Source organism: Pseudoalteromonas phenolica, from assembly GCF_001444405.1.
Taxonomy (GTDB): Bacteria; Pseudomonadota; Gammaproteobacteria; order Enterobacterales; family Alteromonadaceae; genus Pseudoalteromonas; species Pseudoalteromonas phenolica.
The window spans coordinates 3,579,834-3,594,888 of record NZ_CP013187.1 but is presented as its reverse complement, the minus strand read 5'-3'; the positions used below and the strand labels follow the sequence as shown (position 1 = coordinate 3,594,888).

At 42.6% G+C, this 15,055-nt stretch carries 18 protein-coding genes and 2 pseudogenes; 17 read left to right on the top strand and 3 right to left on the bottom strand.

The features are described from left to right. Positions 1 to 331 precede the first annotated feature (331 nt). Complete coding sequence (plsB, locus tag PP2015_RS16205; protein WP_058031678.1) at positions 332 to 2,758, bottom strand: glycerol-3-phosphate 1-O-acyltransferase PlsB; 2,427 nt, start codon at positions 2,756 to 2,758, stop codon at positions 332 to 334. Positions 2,759 to 3,138: 380 nt separating this feature from the next. Between plsB and rpsJ the strand changes: the two genes are divergently transcribed. The 14 genes and pseudogenes from rpsJ to PP2015_RS16140 all read left to right on the top strand — a co-directional run bounded on the left by rpsJ (position 3,139) and on the right by PP2015_RS16140 (position 11,047). Then, a complete protein-coding gene (gene rpsJ, locus PP2015_RS16200; protein WP_058031288.1) occupies positions 3,139 to 3,450 on the top strand; it encodes a 30S ribosomal protein S10 in 312 nt (103 codons plus the stop codon). A 27-nt stretch (positions 3,451 to 3,477) separates the two neighbouring features. Continuing rightward, complete coding sequence (rplC, locus tag PP2015_RS16195) at positions 3,478 to 4,113, top strand: 50S ribosomal protein L3 (RefSeq protein ID WP_058031287.1); 636 nt, start codon at positions 3,478 to 3,480, stop codon at positions 4,111 to 4,113. 17 nt (positions 4,114 to 4,130) lie between these two features. Next, positions 4,131 to 4,733 (top strand): 50S ribosomal protein L4, encoded by a 603-nt coding sequence (rplD, locus tag PP2015_RS16190; protein ID WP_058031286.1) that lies wholly within the window; start codon positions 4,131 to 4,133, stop codon positions 4,731 to 4,733. Further along, entirely contained in the window at positions 4,730 to 5,032 is a 303-nt protein-coding gene (gene rplW / locus PP2015_RS16185; RefSeq protein WP_058031285.1) for a 50S ribosomal protein L23, read from the top strand. The genes rplD and rplW overlap by 4 nt, the downstream gene beginning before the upstream one ends. Positions 5,033 to 5,049: 17 nt before the next feature. Further along, a complete protein-coding gene (gene rplB / locus PP2015_RS16180; protein ID WP_058031284.1) occupies positions 5,050 to 5,874 on the top strand; it encodes a 50S ribosomal protein L2 in 825 nt (274 codons plus the stop codon). 16 nt (positions 5,875 to 5,890) lie between these two features. Next, entirely contained in the window at positions 5,891 to 6,169 is a 279-nt protein-coding gene (gene rpsS, locus PP2015_RS16175) for a 30S ribosomal protein S19 (protein ID WP_010367084.1), read from the top strand. Between the two features lie 12 nt (positions 6,170 to 6,181). Next, entirely contained in the window at positions 6,182 to 6,514 is a 333-nt protein-coding gene (gene rplV / locus PP2015_RS16170) for a 50S ribosomal protein L22 (RefSeq protein ID WP_058031283.1), read from the top strand. 12 nt (positions 6,515 to 6,526) lie between these two features. Next, positions 6,527 to 7,228: a 30S ribosomal protein S3 gene (rpsC, locus tag PP2015_RS16165; RefSeq protein ID WP_058031282.1), complete on the top strand. Its 702-nt coding sequence runs from the start codon at positions 6,527 to 6,529 to the stop codon at positions 7,226 to 7,228. A 13-nt stretch (positions 7,229 to 7,241) separates the two neighbouring features. Further along, positions 7,242 to 7,655: a 50S ribosomal protein L16 gene (gene rplP / locus PP2015_RS16160; RefSeq protein ID WP_058031281.1), complete on the top strand. Its 414-nt coding sequence runs from the start codon at positions 7,242 to 7,244 to the stop codon at positions 7,653 to 7,655. After that, on the top strand, positions 7,655 to 7,846 hold the full coding sequence (gene rpmC / locus PP2015_RS16155; RefSeq protein WP_058031280.1) for a 50S ribosomal protein L29: 192 nt from the start codon (positions 7,655 to 7,657) through the stop codon (positions 7,844 to 7,846). Before rplP ends, rpmC begins: the two co-directional genes overlap by 1 nt. Then, positions 7,846 to 8,103: a 30S ribosomal protein S17 gene (gene rpsQ, locus PP2015_RS16150; protein WP_058031279.1), complete on the top strand. Its 258-nt coding sequence runs from the start codon at positions 7,846 to 7,848 to the stop codon at positions 8,101 to 8,103. Before rpmC ends, rpsQ (PP2015_RS16150) begins: the two co-directional genes overlap by 1 nt. Positions 8,104 to 8,271: 168 nt before the next feature. Further along, positions 8,272 to 8,403, top strand: a pseudogene (rpsQ, locus tag PP2015_RS21700) (30S ribosomal protein S17); the annotation flags it as partial. A 168-nt stretch (positions 8,404 to 8,571) separates the two neighbouring features. Beyond that, positions 8,572 to 8,703: pseudogene (rpsQ, locus tag PP2015_RS16145) on the top strand (30S ribosomal protein S17); the annotation flags it as partial. A 319-nt stretch (positions 8,704 to 9,022) separates the two neighbouring features. Further along, positions 9,023 to 11,047: a S9 family peptidase gene (locus PP2015_RS16140; RefSeq protein WP_058031278.1), complete on the top strand. Its 2,025-nt coding sequence runs from the start codon at positions 9,023 to 9,025 to the stop codon at positions 11,045 to 11,047. 48 nt (positions 11,048 to 11,095) lie between these two features. On the opposite strand, the gene PP2015_RS16135 is transcribed toward PP2015_RS16140, so the two are convergent. Next, a complete protein-coding gene (locus tag PP2015_RS16135) occupies positions 11,096 to 11,743 on the bottom strand; it encodes a DUF2959 domain-containing protein (RefSeq protein ID WP_058031277.1) in 648 nt (215 codons plus the stop codon). Positions 11,744 to 11,830: 87 nt separating this feature from the next. On the opposite strand from PP2015_RS16135, the gene PP2015_RS16130 reads away from it, so the two are divergent. The 3 genes from PP2015_RS16130 (at position 11,831) to dtd (ending at position 14,236) form a co-directional block, all read left to right on the top strand. Continuing rightward, positions 11,831 to 12,730 (top strand): virulence factor BrkB family protein, encoded by a 900-nt coding sequence (locus tag PP2015_RS16130; protein WP_128724803.1) that lies wholly within the window; start codon positions 11,831 to 11,833, stop codon positions 12,728 to 12,730. Positions 12,731 to 12,755: 25 nt separating this feature from the next. Next, positions 12,756 to 13,694, top strand: a complete 939-nt coding sequence (locus PP2015_RS16125; RefSeq protein ID WP_058031276.1) for an alpha/beta fold hydrolase — start codon at positions 12,756 to 12,758, stop codon at positions 13,692 to 13,694. Positions 13,695 to 13,798: 104 nt separating this feature from the next. Continuing rightward, a complete protein-coding gene (gene dtd, locus PP2015_RS16120; protein WP_058031275.1) occupies positions 13,799 to 14,236 on the top strand; it encodes a D-aminoacyl-tRNA deacylase in 438 nt (145 codons plus the stop codon). Here the strand turns inward: dtd and PP2015_RS16115 are convergent. Further along, complete coding sequence (locus PP2015_RS16115; protein ID WP_058031676.1) at positions 14,233 to 14,922, bottom strand: spermidine synthase; 690 nt, start codon at positions 14,920 to 14,922, stop codon at positions 14,233 to 14,235. The genes dtd and PP2015_RS16115 overlap by 4 nt on opposite strands. Between the last annotated feature and the right edge of the window lie 133 nt (positions 14,923 to 15,055).

Below are 15,055 nucleotides of genomic sequence, written 5' to 3'. Positions count from 1 at the left end.
TTTGTTTTTAAAGTACACCTATTTCGTTCTCGGTTTCAGTCGAAGCATCAAAAACCACCCCCCTAAGCTAACGTTATTCTTTTTAATCGCTCCGATATCTATTAATTGAATCTGCCTTTGATTTACAAATTGCCCGATTATTAAAAACTCAGTTTGATTAACTGATTAACTGATTAACTGATTAACTGATTAACTCGGTCAAAAAATGTTGGTGCTTAAAATAAGTATGCTGATAAAAGTAGTATCACTGGTAGGTTATAGACTATTAAATTGGTCGTGATGTGAGTCAAAGAAAAGCCGCATTTTGAAATGCGGCTTTGAAATGTTGTAATTAGCTGCTGTGCTCATGGATAGATTGCCAAATACTGGCTGGCAATAATTCGGTGAGCTGCGACTGTAGATTAGCAATTGCCTCTTCGGCATGAATGGTGTTTTGCTCACAAATACTGATATAGTTTTGCTCCTTTAACCCAGATATCAGATTGGTAAGCACCTTCTTATCAAAGAACTCTGGGCTTTTTATGCCATGTAAAGTACCTAAGCGTTTGGCTAACACTTCACAATCTGCTTCAAGTTGCTGGCGCTTAATCGCATCTGAATTGATGATCTGCGTCGTCGTAATTGCATAACGTTCAAGGGTTAGATGCATCACGTTACCAAGCATTTCCAATTGAGCTTGCGCTTGCTTGTCGGCAGTGATCTTGATGATGCCATTATCCATGCTGATCAGCTTCTGTTGTTCAAAGCTGTTTAAGATATTCGCGATGTAGTCCTCAGACAGTGTTGTTAAAAACCATTCTTTCGCAAACAGTGGATACAATGCATTCACGGTCTTATTTGCAGACTCAAAAGAGATTTCTGTTTTTTGATAAATTAACTGTGCAAGTATGCTTGGTACAGCAAAAAGGTGAATGATGTTATTTCTGTAGTAATTAAATAGTGTGCGCTCTTTCTCTCTAATCGAGATAATTTCGCCCATCTCATCTGTTAACACATCAAACTTATTTAACTTTAATGCATGGTCGAGTAATGATTGTGCACTATCTGAAGGAAGCGTAACTTGATCGTTATATTTTGCTTGCTGCTGCAGTGCTAAATAGAAGTCAAGTTGCTTAAGTAGCTTTGGTTTACTTAAAGCAAATTGGTCGCGACTCAGTAAAATTGTGGCAAGTAAGTTAACAGCATTCAGTGCAGCTGCGCTGTTTATATTGGTCATAATGTCTTGCGCCACGTTTGCAACTTGGGTATTCAGCCACTGTGGTTTCACACTATCATCGCCAATATGCGCACGCCAATCCGGTTGGTGTTCATTTAGATATTGTTGAAGTGCGATTGGTTCACCGAAGTTCAGATAACCACGGCCATAGTTTTTGAGATTTTTAATCGCTTTAAAAACTGCGAAAATGGATTCGTTCTTTTTGTCATTACCCGCTAGCTCTTTCAGATACGTATTAATCTCCATTACATACTCATAACCAATATAAACAGGCACAATAGAGATTGGACGTTCAATACCACGAAGCATAGCTTGCATGGTCATAGCTAACATACCTGTTTTAGGCGGTAATAGACGGCCTGTTCTGCTACGACCACCTTCAGTATAAAATTTAACCGAATAACCTTTCATAAAGAGTTGGCTTAAGTACTCTTTGAAAATAGCTGAGTAAAGTTTATTTCCGGCAAATGAGCGACGAATAAAGAAAGCACCAGAGCGACGGAAAATCCCCCCTGCAGGAAAGAAGTTTAAGTTTACACCCGCTGCGATATGAGGAGGAACTAACCCTTGGTGGTAGATAACATAGGTTAGTAACAGGTAGTCCATGTGACTGCGGTGGCAAGGTACATAAATAACTTCGTGCCCTTTATTGGTTAGCTCATGAACACGCTCTGCGTATTTAACTTCAATGCCATTGTAAAGCTTGTTCCACAGCCAAGTTAAAATACGATCTCCTACGCGGATCATGGCGTCGGAGTAGTTGGCAGCGATCTCTTCAAGTAATTCTTTCGCTTTTAACTTGGCTTCTTCATGACTTAACCCTTTCGCTTTAGCTTCGTCTGCAATTGCCTTCTTAATGCTTGGCGATGCAAGTAAGCCTGAGAAAAGAGCTTCTCTTGATGGTAACTTGGGACCTGTTGCAGCCAACTTTTGACGTTTGAAGTGCACCCGTGCAACACGGAGTAATTTGTGGGGTAGTTCGTCAACATCAGATTTATCCGTCATCAATTGATTGAGTTCAATAGGCTGACTAAAACGCACAAGATTATCTCGGCCCGAGAACAGCAAAACAAAAAACTTTCTTAACCAGCTCGGGGTCATTGAATGAGAGAATAGTGTGCCGATACCTGGTTTTTCTTTACCTGGGTTTCTGCCCCAAAGAATAGTAACAGGTACAACCTGTGCGCGTTGCTCTGGAGAGAGGCTAAATGCATCGAAGATTTGTTTACCTAGTTCAAGAGCGTCACTGGGTTTTGCCTTATCACCAAACAGCGGGGTTGGGTTAGAAAGTGGGATAAAACGATCAATCTGTTTTCCTGAGAGAGTTTGTTGCTCTCTTGGGTCTGGCAAGCCAAGCTGTTTACATACTGCTGCCAATGCAGCTAAATCTGCTTTTGAATTTAGACGCGTTACGTAAAACGTAGGCAAAGATGGGTCGAGTTCAAATTGTGCAACAGGAGATTCCGGCAGCAGTTTTGTCCTAACCAAAATACGGTTTACGGCAGCTGCAATTACGTTCGCGCTGCGAGTCAAAATGTTCATATCATAACCAGCTAAAAAATTTGCTATAGAATACCAAGGAAATACTGGACTGACCATTTACAAAAAAGCATCAATCTCAGAAGCTTCTCTTAAGTGTAGATGTTTTCAGAAAGAACTCGACTCATTCGCTGTAATGCTAGATAAGATATTTATTAAGATAAACTGTTGCATTTATCGCCAGTCTCTATATAATACGCAAACTTTCCGCTCATTATTAGCTGGAAAGTTAGAAACAAGGCTTGGATCTCAAGCCACTAAATAGGAGCTCCGATTTGGAGCTCAATGGTAGAAATAGAAGAACACCCGACTTCCTAATATTTAGGTGGTTTCGGAGGTTTTTTTATGCTCTTTTTAAATGCTCTTTTTATTGAGGTTAAAGAATGTCAAATCAACGCATTCGTATTCGCCTAAAAGCTTTTGACCACCGTTTGATTGACCAATCAACGGCGGAAATCGTGGAAACTGCGAAACGCACAGGTGCACAGGTACGTGGTCCAATCCCACTTCCTACACGTTTTGAGCGCTTCACTGTATTGGTTTCACCGCACGTAAACAAAGATGCGCGTGATCAGTATGAAATCCGCACCCACAAACGTCTGATCGACATCGTAGAACCAACAGACAAGACTGTAGACGCTCTAATGCGCCTAGACCTTGCTGCTGGTGTTGATGTTCAAATCAGCCTGGGTTAATCGGAAGATTAGAGAGGTTTTAGGAAAATGGCATTAGGTCTAGTCGGTCGTAAAGTGGGTATGACACGTGTCTTCACTGAAGATGGTGTATCTATCCCTGTGACAGTTATCGAAGCGACGCCTAACCGTGTAACGCAGATCAAATCTGACGCTACAGACGGTTATAACGCGCTTCAAGTTACTGCAGGCGAGAAAAAAGCAAGCCGTGTAAACAAACCAGAAGCGGGTCACTTCGCTAAAGCTGGTGTTGAAGCGGGTCGTGGCCTGTGGGAATTCCGTCTTAACGGCGGAGAAGGTGAATTTGAAGTTGGTGCTGAACTAACAGTTGAGCTATTCAATGACGTAAACAAAGTTGACGTTACTGGCACTTCAAAAGGTAAAGGTTTCCAAGGTGGTGTTAAGCGCTGGAATTTCAGCATGCAAGACGCTACTCACGGTAACTCTATCTCTCACCGTGCTCCTGGTTCAATCGGTCAAAACCAATCACCTGGTAAGGTGTTTAAAGGTAAGAAAATGGCCGGTCACATGGGTGCTGAGCGTTCAACGACTCAGAATCTTGAACTAGTTCGTGTTGACGCAGAGCGTAACCTGCTTTTAGTTAAAGGTGCAGTACCTGGCGCTATCGGCGGTGACGTTATCGTTAAACCAGCTGTTAAAGCATAAGTCCTGGAGATTTAGTGATGGAATTAGCAATTAAAGGCGCTGGTGCGCTTGAAGTTTCCGAAGCTACTTTTGGACGTGAGTTTAACGAAGCATTAGTACACCAAGTAGTTGTTGCATACGCAGCAGGTGCTCGTCAAGGTACTCGTGCTCAGAAGACACGTTCTGAAGTTCGTGGTGGTGGTAAGAAACCATTCAGCCAAAAAGGTACTGGCCGTGCACGTGCTGGTACAATCCGCAGCCCAATCTGGCGCAGCGGTGGTGTGAGCTTTGCAGCTAAGCCGCAAGATCACAGCCAAAAAGTTAACCGTAAGATGTATCGCGGTGCGATCAAAAGCATCTTATCTGAGCTTGTACGCCAAGAGCGTTTAGTTGTTGTTGAAAACTTCGGTTTAGAAGCACCAAAAACTAAAGAGCTTGTTGGTAAGCTTAAAGAGCTTGAGCTTAAAGACGTGTTAATCGTGACTGAAGAAGTAGATGAGAATCTATTCCTTTCTGCACGTAACCTATACAAGGTTGATACACGTGATGTAGCTGGCATTGACCCAGTAAGCCTAATCGCTTTCGATAAGGTATTAATTACTGCAGGTGCTGTTAAGCAACTTGAGGAGGCGCTAGCATGATCCGTGAAGAACGTCTTTTAAAAGTAATCCTTGCTCCACACATCTCTGAAAAGAGCACTATTGCAGCTGAAGAAAACAACACAATCGTTTTCAAAGTAGCAACAGACGCAACTAAAGCTGAAGTTAAAGCTGCAGTTGAGAAGCTTTTTGAAGTAGAAGTAACTGGTGTTCGTACACTTAACGTTAAGGGTAAAACAAAGCGTACTGGCATGCGTTTCGGTCGTCGTTCAGACTGGAAAAAAGCCTACGTTACTCTTAAAGAAGGTAGCGAGCTAGACTTTGTCGGCGGCGCCGAGTAATAAGGGGAGTTAGAATTATGGCACTTCAAAAGTGTAAACCAACTTCTGCGGGTCGTCGTCACGTCGTTAAAGTGGTTAACCCTGATCTACACAAGGGTAAGCCATACGCTCCGCTATTAGAGAAGAACTCTAAATCAGGTGGTCGTAACAACAACGGTCGTATCACGGTTCGTCACATCGGTGGTGGTCACAAGCAACACTACCGTGTAATCGATTTTAAACGTACTAAAGACGGTATTCCGGCTAAAGTTGAGCGTTTAGAATATGATCCAAACCGTAGCGCAAACATCGCTCTTGTATTATATGCAGACGGTGAGCGTCGTTACATCATCGCACCTAAAGGCTTAAAAGCTGGTGATACTATTCAGTCTGGTGTTGATGCACCAATCAAGGCTGGTAACACATTACCAATGCGCAACATGCCTGTAGGTTCTACTGTTCACAACGTTGAGCTTAAGCCTGGTAAAGGTGCTCAAATCGCTCGTTCAGCGGGTGCATACGTTCAGATCCTTGCTCGTGAAGGTCAGTACGTAACACTTCGTCTACGTTCAGGCGAGATGCGTAAAGTTGAAGCGGATTGTCGCGCAACTTTAGGTGAAGTAGGTAACGCAGAACACATGCTACGTTCACTAGGTAAAGCTGGTGCAAATCGTTGGCGTGGTATCCGTCCTACAGTTCGTGGTGTTGCCATGAACCCAGTAGACCACCCACACGGTGGTGGTGAAGGTCGTACTTCTGGTGGTCGTCATCCTGTATCTCCATGGGGTGTACCTACTAAAGGTAAGAAGACACGTAAAAACAAGCGTACTGATAAATTAATCGTACGTCGTCGTACTAAGTAATAGTTGAGGAATTGCCATGCCACGTTCTCTCAAGAAGGGTCCATTCATTGACCTACACTTGCTGAAGAAGGTAGAGAAGGCGTTGGAAAGCGGTGACAAGAAGCCTATCAAGACTTGGAGCCGTCGTTCAATGATCATCCCTAACATGATCGGATTGACCATCGCTGTCCATAATGGTCGTCAGCACGTACCTGTATTCGTTACAGACGAAATGATCGGTCACAAACTAGGTGAGTTTGCACCTACACGCACTTACCGCGGCCACGCTGCGGATAAGAAAGCGAAGAAGCGTTAATCGGAGGATATGATGGAAGCATTAGCTAAACACAAATTCGCCTCTGGTTCGGCGCAAAAAGCACGTCTAGTTGCTGATCAGATCCGCGGACTACCGGTTGATCGCGCACTAGAAATCCTGGCGTACAGCCCTAAGAAAGCGGCTGTATTAGTTAAAAAAGTACTAGAGTCTGCTATCGCGAACGCGGAGCATAACGAAGGTGCTGACATTGATGAGCTACGTGTAGCTACGATCTTTGTGGACGATGGTCCTACAATGAAGCGTATTATGCCACGTGCTAAAGGACGCGCAGACCGCATCCTTAAGCGTACAAGCCACATCACTGTTGTGGTTTCGGATAGCTAGGAGATATAAGTAATGGGACAAAAAGTTCATCCTACTGGTATTCGCCTAGGTATCTCAAAGCCTTGGGTATCTACTTGGTACGCGAATACTAAAGATTTCTCTGAACAGCTTTTTGGCGATCACAAAGTACGTCAATACCTTACTAAGGAATTGAAGTCTGCTTCTGTGTCTAAAATCGTTATCGAGCGTCCAGCTAAATCAATCCGTGTAACAATTCACACAGCTCGTCCTGGTGTTGTTATCGGTAAAAAAGGTGAAGACGTTGAAAAGCTTCGCCAAGCTGTAACTAAGCTTGCTGGTGTACCTGCACAAATCAACATTGCAGAAGTACGTAAGCCAGAGCTAGATGCACAGTTAGTTGCTGACGGTATCTCTTCTCAGCTAGAGCGTCGTGTTATGTTCCGTCGTGCTATGAAGCGCGCAGTACAGAACGCAATGCGTCTAGGTGCTAAGGGTATCAAAGTTGAAGTTAGCGGTCGTCTAGGCGGTGCTGAAATCGCACGTTCTGAGTGGTATCGTGAAGGTCGTGTACCTCTACATACACTTCGTGCTGATATCGATTACGCAACTTCTGAAGCTTTAACCACTTACGGTATCATCGGTGTTAAAGTTTGGATCTTCAAAGGCGAAGTTATCGGTGGTCTTCCACTGAAACAAGAGCAAGAGAAGCCAGCTAAACGTGCTCCGAAGAAAGCCAAAAAAAGTGCTAAGTAAGAGGTAGCGATTAATGTTACAGCCAAAACGTACAAAATTCCGTAAGGTTCATAAAGGCCGCAACCGTGGTCTTGCGAACAACGGTAACAAAGTTAGCTTCGGTTCATTCGGCTTGAAAGCAACTGGTCGTGGTCGTATGACTGCTCGTCAAATCGAAGCAGCTCGTCGTGCTATGACTCGTCACATCAAGCGTCAAGGTAAAATCTGGATCCGTGTGTTCCCAGACAAGCCAATCACAAACAAGCCGCTTGAAGTTCGTATGGGTAAAGGTAAAGGTTCTGTTGAATACTGGGTTGCTGAAATTCAGCCTGGTAAAGTGCTTTACGAAATGGAAGGTGTTTCTGAAGAGCTTGCTCGTGAAGCATTCAACCTTGCTTCTCGTAAACTACCATTCAAGACAACTTTCGTAACTCGGACGGTAATGTAATGAAAGCTAGCGAATTAAAAGACAAAAGCGTAGAAGAGCTAAATGCTGAACTTCTAGAGCTACTTCGTGAGCAGTTTAACCTGCGCATGCAAGCGAGCACTGGTCAGCTAGCTCAAACTCACGAACTGAGAAAAGTACGTCGCAACATTGCGCGTGTTAAAACGGTTATTAACCAGAAGGCAGGTGCATAATGAGCGATAAGATCCGTACTCTTCAAGGTCGTGTAGTAAGCGATAAAATGGACAAATCAATTGTTGTTGCTATCGAGCGTCAGGTTAAGCACCCGATCTACGGTAAATTCATCAAGCGTACTACTAAATTGTCAGTACACGATGAGAGCAACACTGCTAAAGCAGGTGACGTAGTTACTATTCGTGAGTGCGCGCCAATTTCTAAGAATAAGTCTTGGACTTTAGTAGAAGTTGTTTCTAGTCCTAAGCAAGCTTAATTTTAGTCTCAGACTAATATTATAATTGCTTAAAAGCCTCGGCGTTTGCTGGGGCTTTTGTCGTTTAGGGGTAAGTAAATTAGAGTTTGTCGTGTTTTCCAAATCAGGCTAAATCTTATTTAACTCAAACGGCAAATTCATCAAGCGTACTACCGGTAACCGGGTATTAAATTGTCAGTACACGATGAGAGCAACACTGCTAAAGCAGGTGACGTAGTTACTATTCGTGAGTGCGCGCCAATTTCTAAGAATAAGTCTTGGACTTTAGTAGAAGTTGTTTCTAGTCCTAAGCAAGCTTAATTTTAGTCTCAGACTAATATTATAATTGCTTAAAAGCCTCGGCGTTTGCTGGGGCTTTTGTCGTTTAGGGGTAAGTAAATTAGAGTTTGTCGTGTTTTCCAAATCAGGCTAAATCTTATTTAACTCAAACGGCAAATTCATCAAGCGTACTACCGGTAACCGGGTATTAAATTGTCAGTACACGATGAGAGCAACACTGCTAAAGCAGGTGACGTAGTTACTATTCGTGAGTGCGCGCCAATTTCTAAGAATAAGTCTTGGACTTTAGTAGAAGTTGTTTCTAGTCCTAAGCAAGCTTAATTTTAGTCTTAGACTAATTTTATAATTGCTTAAAAGCCCCGGCGTTTGCTGGGGCTTTTGTCGTTTAGATGCTTGGTATTTTTTATGTTTAGTTCTGCCCGGATTTCTTAAACCTGCTTCAATTCATCAAGTCATAACAAAAATGAAACGCCTTTTATATTTCAATAATGTTCTTTTATCGATTTATTAAGACTTATACTGGTTGCTCACGTATTCTACAATTTGAAACTACTTTCGGGACATGCATTAACAATGACTTTCCTCATTGTGTTGATGCCATTGTTTCTGATCTTTGACTTTGAGTTTTGGAATGAAGGATATGAATGAAAAGCGCCATTTGAGTGGCTTACTAACTTGGGCATTATTATTTTCCCTATTTACCACCACACATGCACACGCATCTGCAGTAAAGAAAGAGTCAAAAGGCTTGGTGCCTGAAGACTATTTCGATTTTGTTTTTTTAAATTCACCTCAGGTATCTCCTAATAACGAAGACATTTTATTTGTTAAACGAACAGTCAATGACGATGCCAGCGGAAGAAATAGTCAGATTTTCAAAATAGACAAATCAGGTATTGTTTCTGAATTTACTCAAGGCACAGGCGATCGCGCGCCTCAATGGTCACCAGATGGCTCTCGTGTTGCCTTTGTCCGTTCTGTGGATGGTAAATCACAGGTATTTGTTATGCCAGCCAATGGCGGTGAAGCAAAGCAAATGACTTTCCTAGAGCAAAGTCTATCGAGTTTTCAATGGTTGCCATCTGGTGAGCAGTTGCTGCTGACATTAACTGTGAGTCCCGAAAAAGCTAATGAAGCATTAAACAGCGAGTCTGAAAGTAAGCGTGCTAAACCAGATATTGTGGTAGTCAAAAACGCGAGGTACATCGGAGATGGTGCAGGTTATTTAAGTGGCAAGCGTCGCCATCTATTTACTTATGATTTAGAAAGCCAAGCATTGACTCAACTGACAGAAGGAGTTGACTGGAATGTGAATGGTCCAACTTTGTCTAAAGATGGTCAATATGTTTATTTTCATGCCAATAAAACAGGGCTCGAGTATGAGGGTAATGATAATAGCGATATCTATCGCTTAAACATTAAGACAAAGCAGCAAGTCGCATTGACTCAACATCATGGCAGTCAATATAGTGTTAGCGTTTCGCACGACGGGAAGTCTTTCGTGTACAGCCATCAAGAAGGCACCTATGAGCAAGCAGATCTATTTTTACATCGTGGAAATAGTGAGCCAAAAAATTTAACTGCAGCATTCGATAGACGCGCTTCAGGGGCTTTATGGTCACCGACAAATAAGTCGCTTTATTTTACAACGAGCGATCATGGTGCCCACCGTTTATTCGCAGTTGATACCGATGCTGCATCGGTTAAAAAGTTACTAGATATGGATAAAACGGTTAGAAATTTAGCGATTGCACCCAGTGGCAAGTTTCTAGTCTTTACCTTAGAAAGTTCAACAGCACTCCCTGAACTATATCGATATGAAATTCAATCGAAAAAACTGCAAAAGCTCACACAATTTAATGATGCATTGATGGCGAGCAAAGCCCTTTCACCAGCAGAATCATTTTGGTTTGAGAATGAGCAGGGAATGAAAGTACAGGGTTTCGTTCATAAGCCAATTAATTTCGACAAGAATAAATCATATCCACTGGTATTGAATATTAAAGGCGGCCCAGGTGGTATGTGGGGACACCAGTGGTTCCATGAAAACCAAATGTATGCTGCCAAAGGCTATGGTGTCGTTTATGTGAATTACCGTGGTAGTAGCGGCTATGGTATTGCACATAGTAAAGCTGTTCGAAAGGATTATGGTGGCGCAGATTACAGAGATAATATGCAGTTTTTAGATAAGGTTATCGCACAGAATAGCTGGATTAATAAAGATGCGCTGTATATCACAGGGGGCAGTCATGGTGGCTTTTTAACTAATTGGATCACGACCAAAACTAATCGCTTTAAAGCTGCAGTCACGCAACGCAGTGTCAGTTCATGGATCTCTGAGGCGGGTACGCAAGAGTATACGCCAGCGCAAATGACGAAAGAGTTTGGTGGTACGCTTTGGACCAACTTTGCCGGATACTGGGATCGCTCACCATTGAAGTATGCTGATCAGGTTTCGACACCGACTCTGATCATCCACAGTGATCAAGATATGGTGACACCCATAGGGCAGGGCCAAGAGTGGTTTTATGCGCTAAAAGCGAATGATGTTCCTGTAGAAATGGTGATCTTTAAAGGTGAGACACATGGTCTGTCTCGCACTGGTACGCCAACAAATTTAGTTGAGCGCTTAGATCGTATTTTGGATTGGTTTTCGCGTTATTAAGTTAAAGAAATTAAGAGGGAGTCAGTGCTCCCTTTTGAACTCATATTTTTAGCCTTTATTCTGATTCATTTGCTCAATAAAGGCATTCGAATCGGCAATCGAACGATTCATATCATTGATTAGGTTTTGAATATCGACTTTCAATGAGTCAAATTCACCTCGGATCGCCGCGACAGCTTGGGCATTCAGGTTATGTTTTAAATACAGTACATTGTCTTTCAATGAGTCTAAAACAGGCTGCATTTTAGCTTCACTACGACGCATCGATTTAAGCAGCTTAGAAAACTGCCTTTGTGTTTGTTTTAATTTTTTCTCACTTTCACGTTTTAAATTAGCATTTGAATATTGGCCAAGTTCATCCTGCCATTCATCAAATAACGCTTCGGCAACATCTTCTACTTTGTCGATATTATTAGAGACATCGCTCGCGGCCGAAAGACTTGACTCATAATCATCATTCAATTGTTCATAGGCGGTTTGCAGTTCACCACCATCAAAATTAACGAGTGTGGTTAATCTTTCTAGTGCTGATTGAAACTCTTGCTGCGAGTTTTGTTGTGACTCTTTAGTCGCTTCGACTCTATCAACTAAGATCTCACGCTTGTGGACACCGACTTTTTCCATGGCAGAGTAGTAAACGGTTTGGCATGCGCTAAGGCCTACGCACAGCACCGCTGCTAGGGTTAAATGTTTCATAATCAACCTATTTTATTAACTATCTTGGTGTAAATTATGGGGCGGATTGCTATGATGTGCAAAACGTTTCCTGTTTATTTTATTTCTATGCAACTGCACTATCAGCAAATACAGTCCAAAGCGAAAGAGTTTTTAGCGCGTCAGCCTAGTTGGTGGCAGCATTATTTTAAACGCTGCTTAGAAGACCAAATTACCATCAATGCGGGCTATTTGGCTTATGTGACGCTTTTGTCTTTGGTGCCATTGATTGCGGTTGGTGTCGCAATATTTTCAGCCTTTCCTGGGTTTGAAGATACCCGCGTTGCCATAGAAAACTTCATTTTCACTAACTTTGTCCCGACTTCAACAGATTCTATTAAGTCTCATATCAGCGCCTTTACGGGTAATGCAAATCAAATGACCGCCGTGGGTATTAGCTTCTTAGCTGCTGTGGCGCTGTTGCTGATCAGAAATGTAGATACTGCCTTAAATCGCATTTGGCGGGTAAAAGAGAAGCGACCGTTTATGATCTCTTTTGCGATTTATTGGATGGTATTGACTCTGGGCCCAGTTTTACTTGGTGCAAGTATTGGTGTGACATCTTATATAGTGTCTTTGGTATCGTTTGCCGATCAGGGTATTCCCGGGTTTAGTGGCTTTTTATTAAAACTTTTACCCTACGCAATTTCTATGGCCGGCTTCATTATGCTCTATACTTTAGTTCCGAATAAGAGAGTTGCTTTTCGAGCTGCGATCCCTGGTGCACTGTTTGCAGCATTGTTGTTCGAGCTAACCAAGAAAGGCTTTGCTATGTATATCAGTCACTTCCCTTCATATGAAGTGATTTATGGTGCATTAGCAACTGTGCCGATCCTATTTGTTTGGGTCTATTTATCTTGGATTGTGGTGCTACTCGGCGCTGAATTTACTGTGTGCTTAAGCGAAAGGCTAGAGCAACAACAAGCGCCTGAACAACACACAGAGGATAGCCAGCATATAGCGCAGTGAGAAAAGTGATAACCTTGGAGGTCTTATGTCTCTTGGTTACGAGTTTAAAGCGGCGCGTCAAAGCTTTCACCTTGCGGTAGGGCAGGGTGCACAAATACATGTAGAAGAATATGGATGCGAGCAAGGTGTGCCTGTGGTCGTTTGTCATGGCGGTCCAGGAGCGGGTCTTGTGCCTTCGATGAGTTGCCTGTTTAATCCGCGAAAATATCGCATTATTTTATTTAGTCAGCGAGGCTGCGGCCTCTCTTCCCCTGATTCATTAGTGCATAATAGCCCAACTCATTTAGTGGACGACATACATTTGCTGCTAAATCACCTTGGCATTGAAAAAAGTGTGATTGCAGGCGGGTCTTGGGGGGCGACATTGGCGTTACTTTTTTATCAATCTCATCCTGAAAGAGTGTCTGGGTTAATACTCTGGGCAAGCTTCCTAGCCGAAACCTCCGATCTCGCTTGGTTGTATGGACCGCATGGGGCCGGTGCGCAATTTTATCCTGAGCTGTATTTAGACTTCAGCCATGGCCTCAATAGTGAATCTGAGATCTTACAATATTATTATCAATCTTTGACAGGCGCTGATGAGCTGGAGCAACACAAAGCAGCTCAGTTGTGGATGGCTTGGGAGTCAAAATTAGCTTTGGGCACAAGAACGAGACTTGCCCACATTGAACAAGCGCACAGTGATGTTCAGCAAGCAAAAATCATGTGTCACTTCTTTCAAAAAGATAATTTTTCTCAGCTTTGTGGTATTGCTCAATTTAAAGAACTGCTATGCCATCTACCATGCTGGCTTATTCATAGTCGAGATGATTTAGTGTGTCGCTATGCGCCCGTACAGCGCTTTGCTAAAGAGCATAAAGCACAATTTTATGTTTTAGAAAATGCTGGGCATGCGCAGCGAGAAGGCGATTATATGGATGCCATAATTCGTGCATCAGACTTAATGCTCTGTCGGTTACACTAGCTTATTGGCAAATACTCAGCGACAAAAATCACCGTCACTGCCATTTAAGACAGCGCTTAAGTTCGGTATATTTAGCGCATTCTAAATAAAGTTTTAAGAGTATTATGCAGGGATTAATTCAAAGAGTTACTCACGCAAAAGTAGAAGTGGCTGGTGAGAGCGTTGGTGCGATAAACAAAGGTATTCTATTGTTGTTGGGCGTCGAAAAGCTTGATGATGAGTCTACAGCAGATAAATTACTCCATAAGGTGAGTAATTATCGCATATTCACGGATGACGCTGGCAAAATGAACCTCAGCCTCAAAGATATTGAGGGAGAACTTTTGGTGGTATCGCAGTTTACCTTGGCTGCTGATACTAAAAAAGGTATGCGTCCAAGCTTTTCAAGTGCGGGGACACCGGCACAAGCTGAAGCGCTGTATAACTATTTTGTGGCACAGGCAAAGGCTGCGGGTATTAAAGTTCAAACAGGACAATTTGCGGCAGATATGCAAGTTAGCTTATGTAACGACGGGCCGGTTACCTTTAATCTTTCAGTTTAGCGGCTTACTGCTATGATATGGTTCAAGTAATCAGGTATAGCAACTTCATTAGGCTTCTTACCGAAATTAGTGATGAGGCGATGGTGAAGTTGCTCTAGTTGTGAGGGGTGACTTGAGAGGAAGTTAATAAACAACCATCCGCCACGATTTAAGCGATTACGAATGTTTTGATAAAATTTATGATCGAACAAAAAATTCGGTGCATCTTCTTGGCTAAATAAATCTAAAATAATCCAATCATATAGCGCATTTTTCTGTACAACTCTCTCAGCATCATCACAGATCAACGCACTGAGCGCATCACCGTCGAAATACTTCTTATAACAACGGATAACTTCGGGGTCTTTTTCTATTGAAGTAACGTGCACACCTGGGTATTGAGATTCTAAATAGTTACGGATAGCCCCAGCACCCAGCCCTAACTCTAATACGGTTTTTGGCGCTGGTAGTGGTTGCCAAAGCGCTGCAAGCTGCTGTAAATGTGGGAGTAACAGGCGTGACGCATCGTCTCTATCAATCACAGATTGTAAAGTGTCGTTAATTAAGAGCCATCGATATTGTTTTTCTTGGCGAACTTGAATACTGATTTGGCCATGTTTCTGCCAATAAATTAGATGTCCAAAATCATGGCAATGAAAAACAAAGTCGGTACTTAAAGTGTCAGAGCTTGTGAAAAATTTCTCCATAATTACATCATCATAGCTGAGCATTTCTGTATTGCCAGTGTGTCCACCAAGTTTTACATTGATTGTTGTAGAAGCAGCGCGAAACTATGTTTTATTTTGTTTTTTTCTAGTATGGTGAGTTTATAAAAACGAC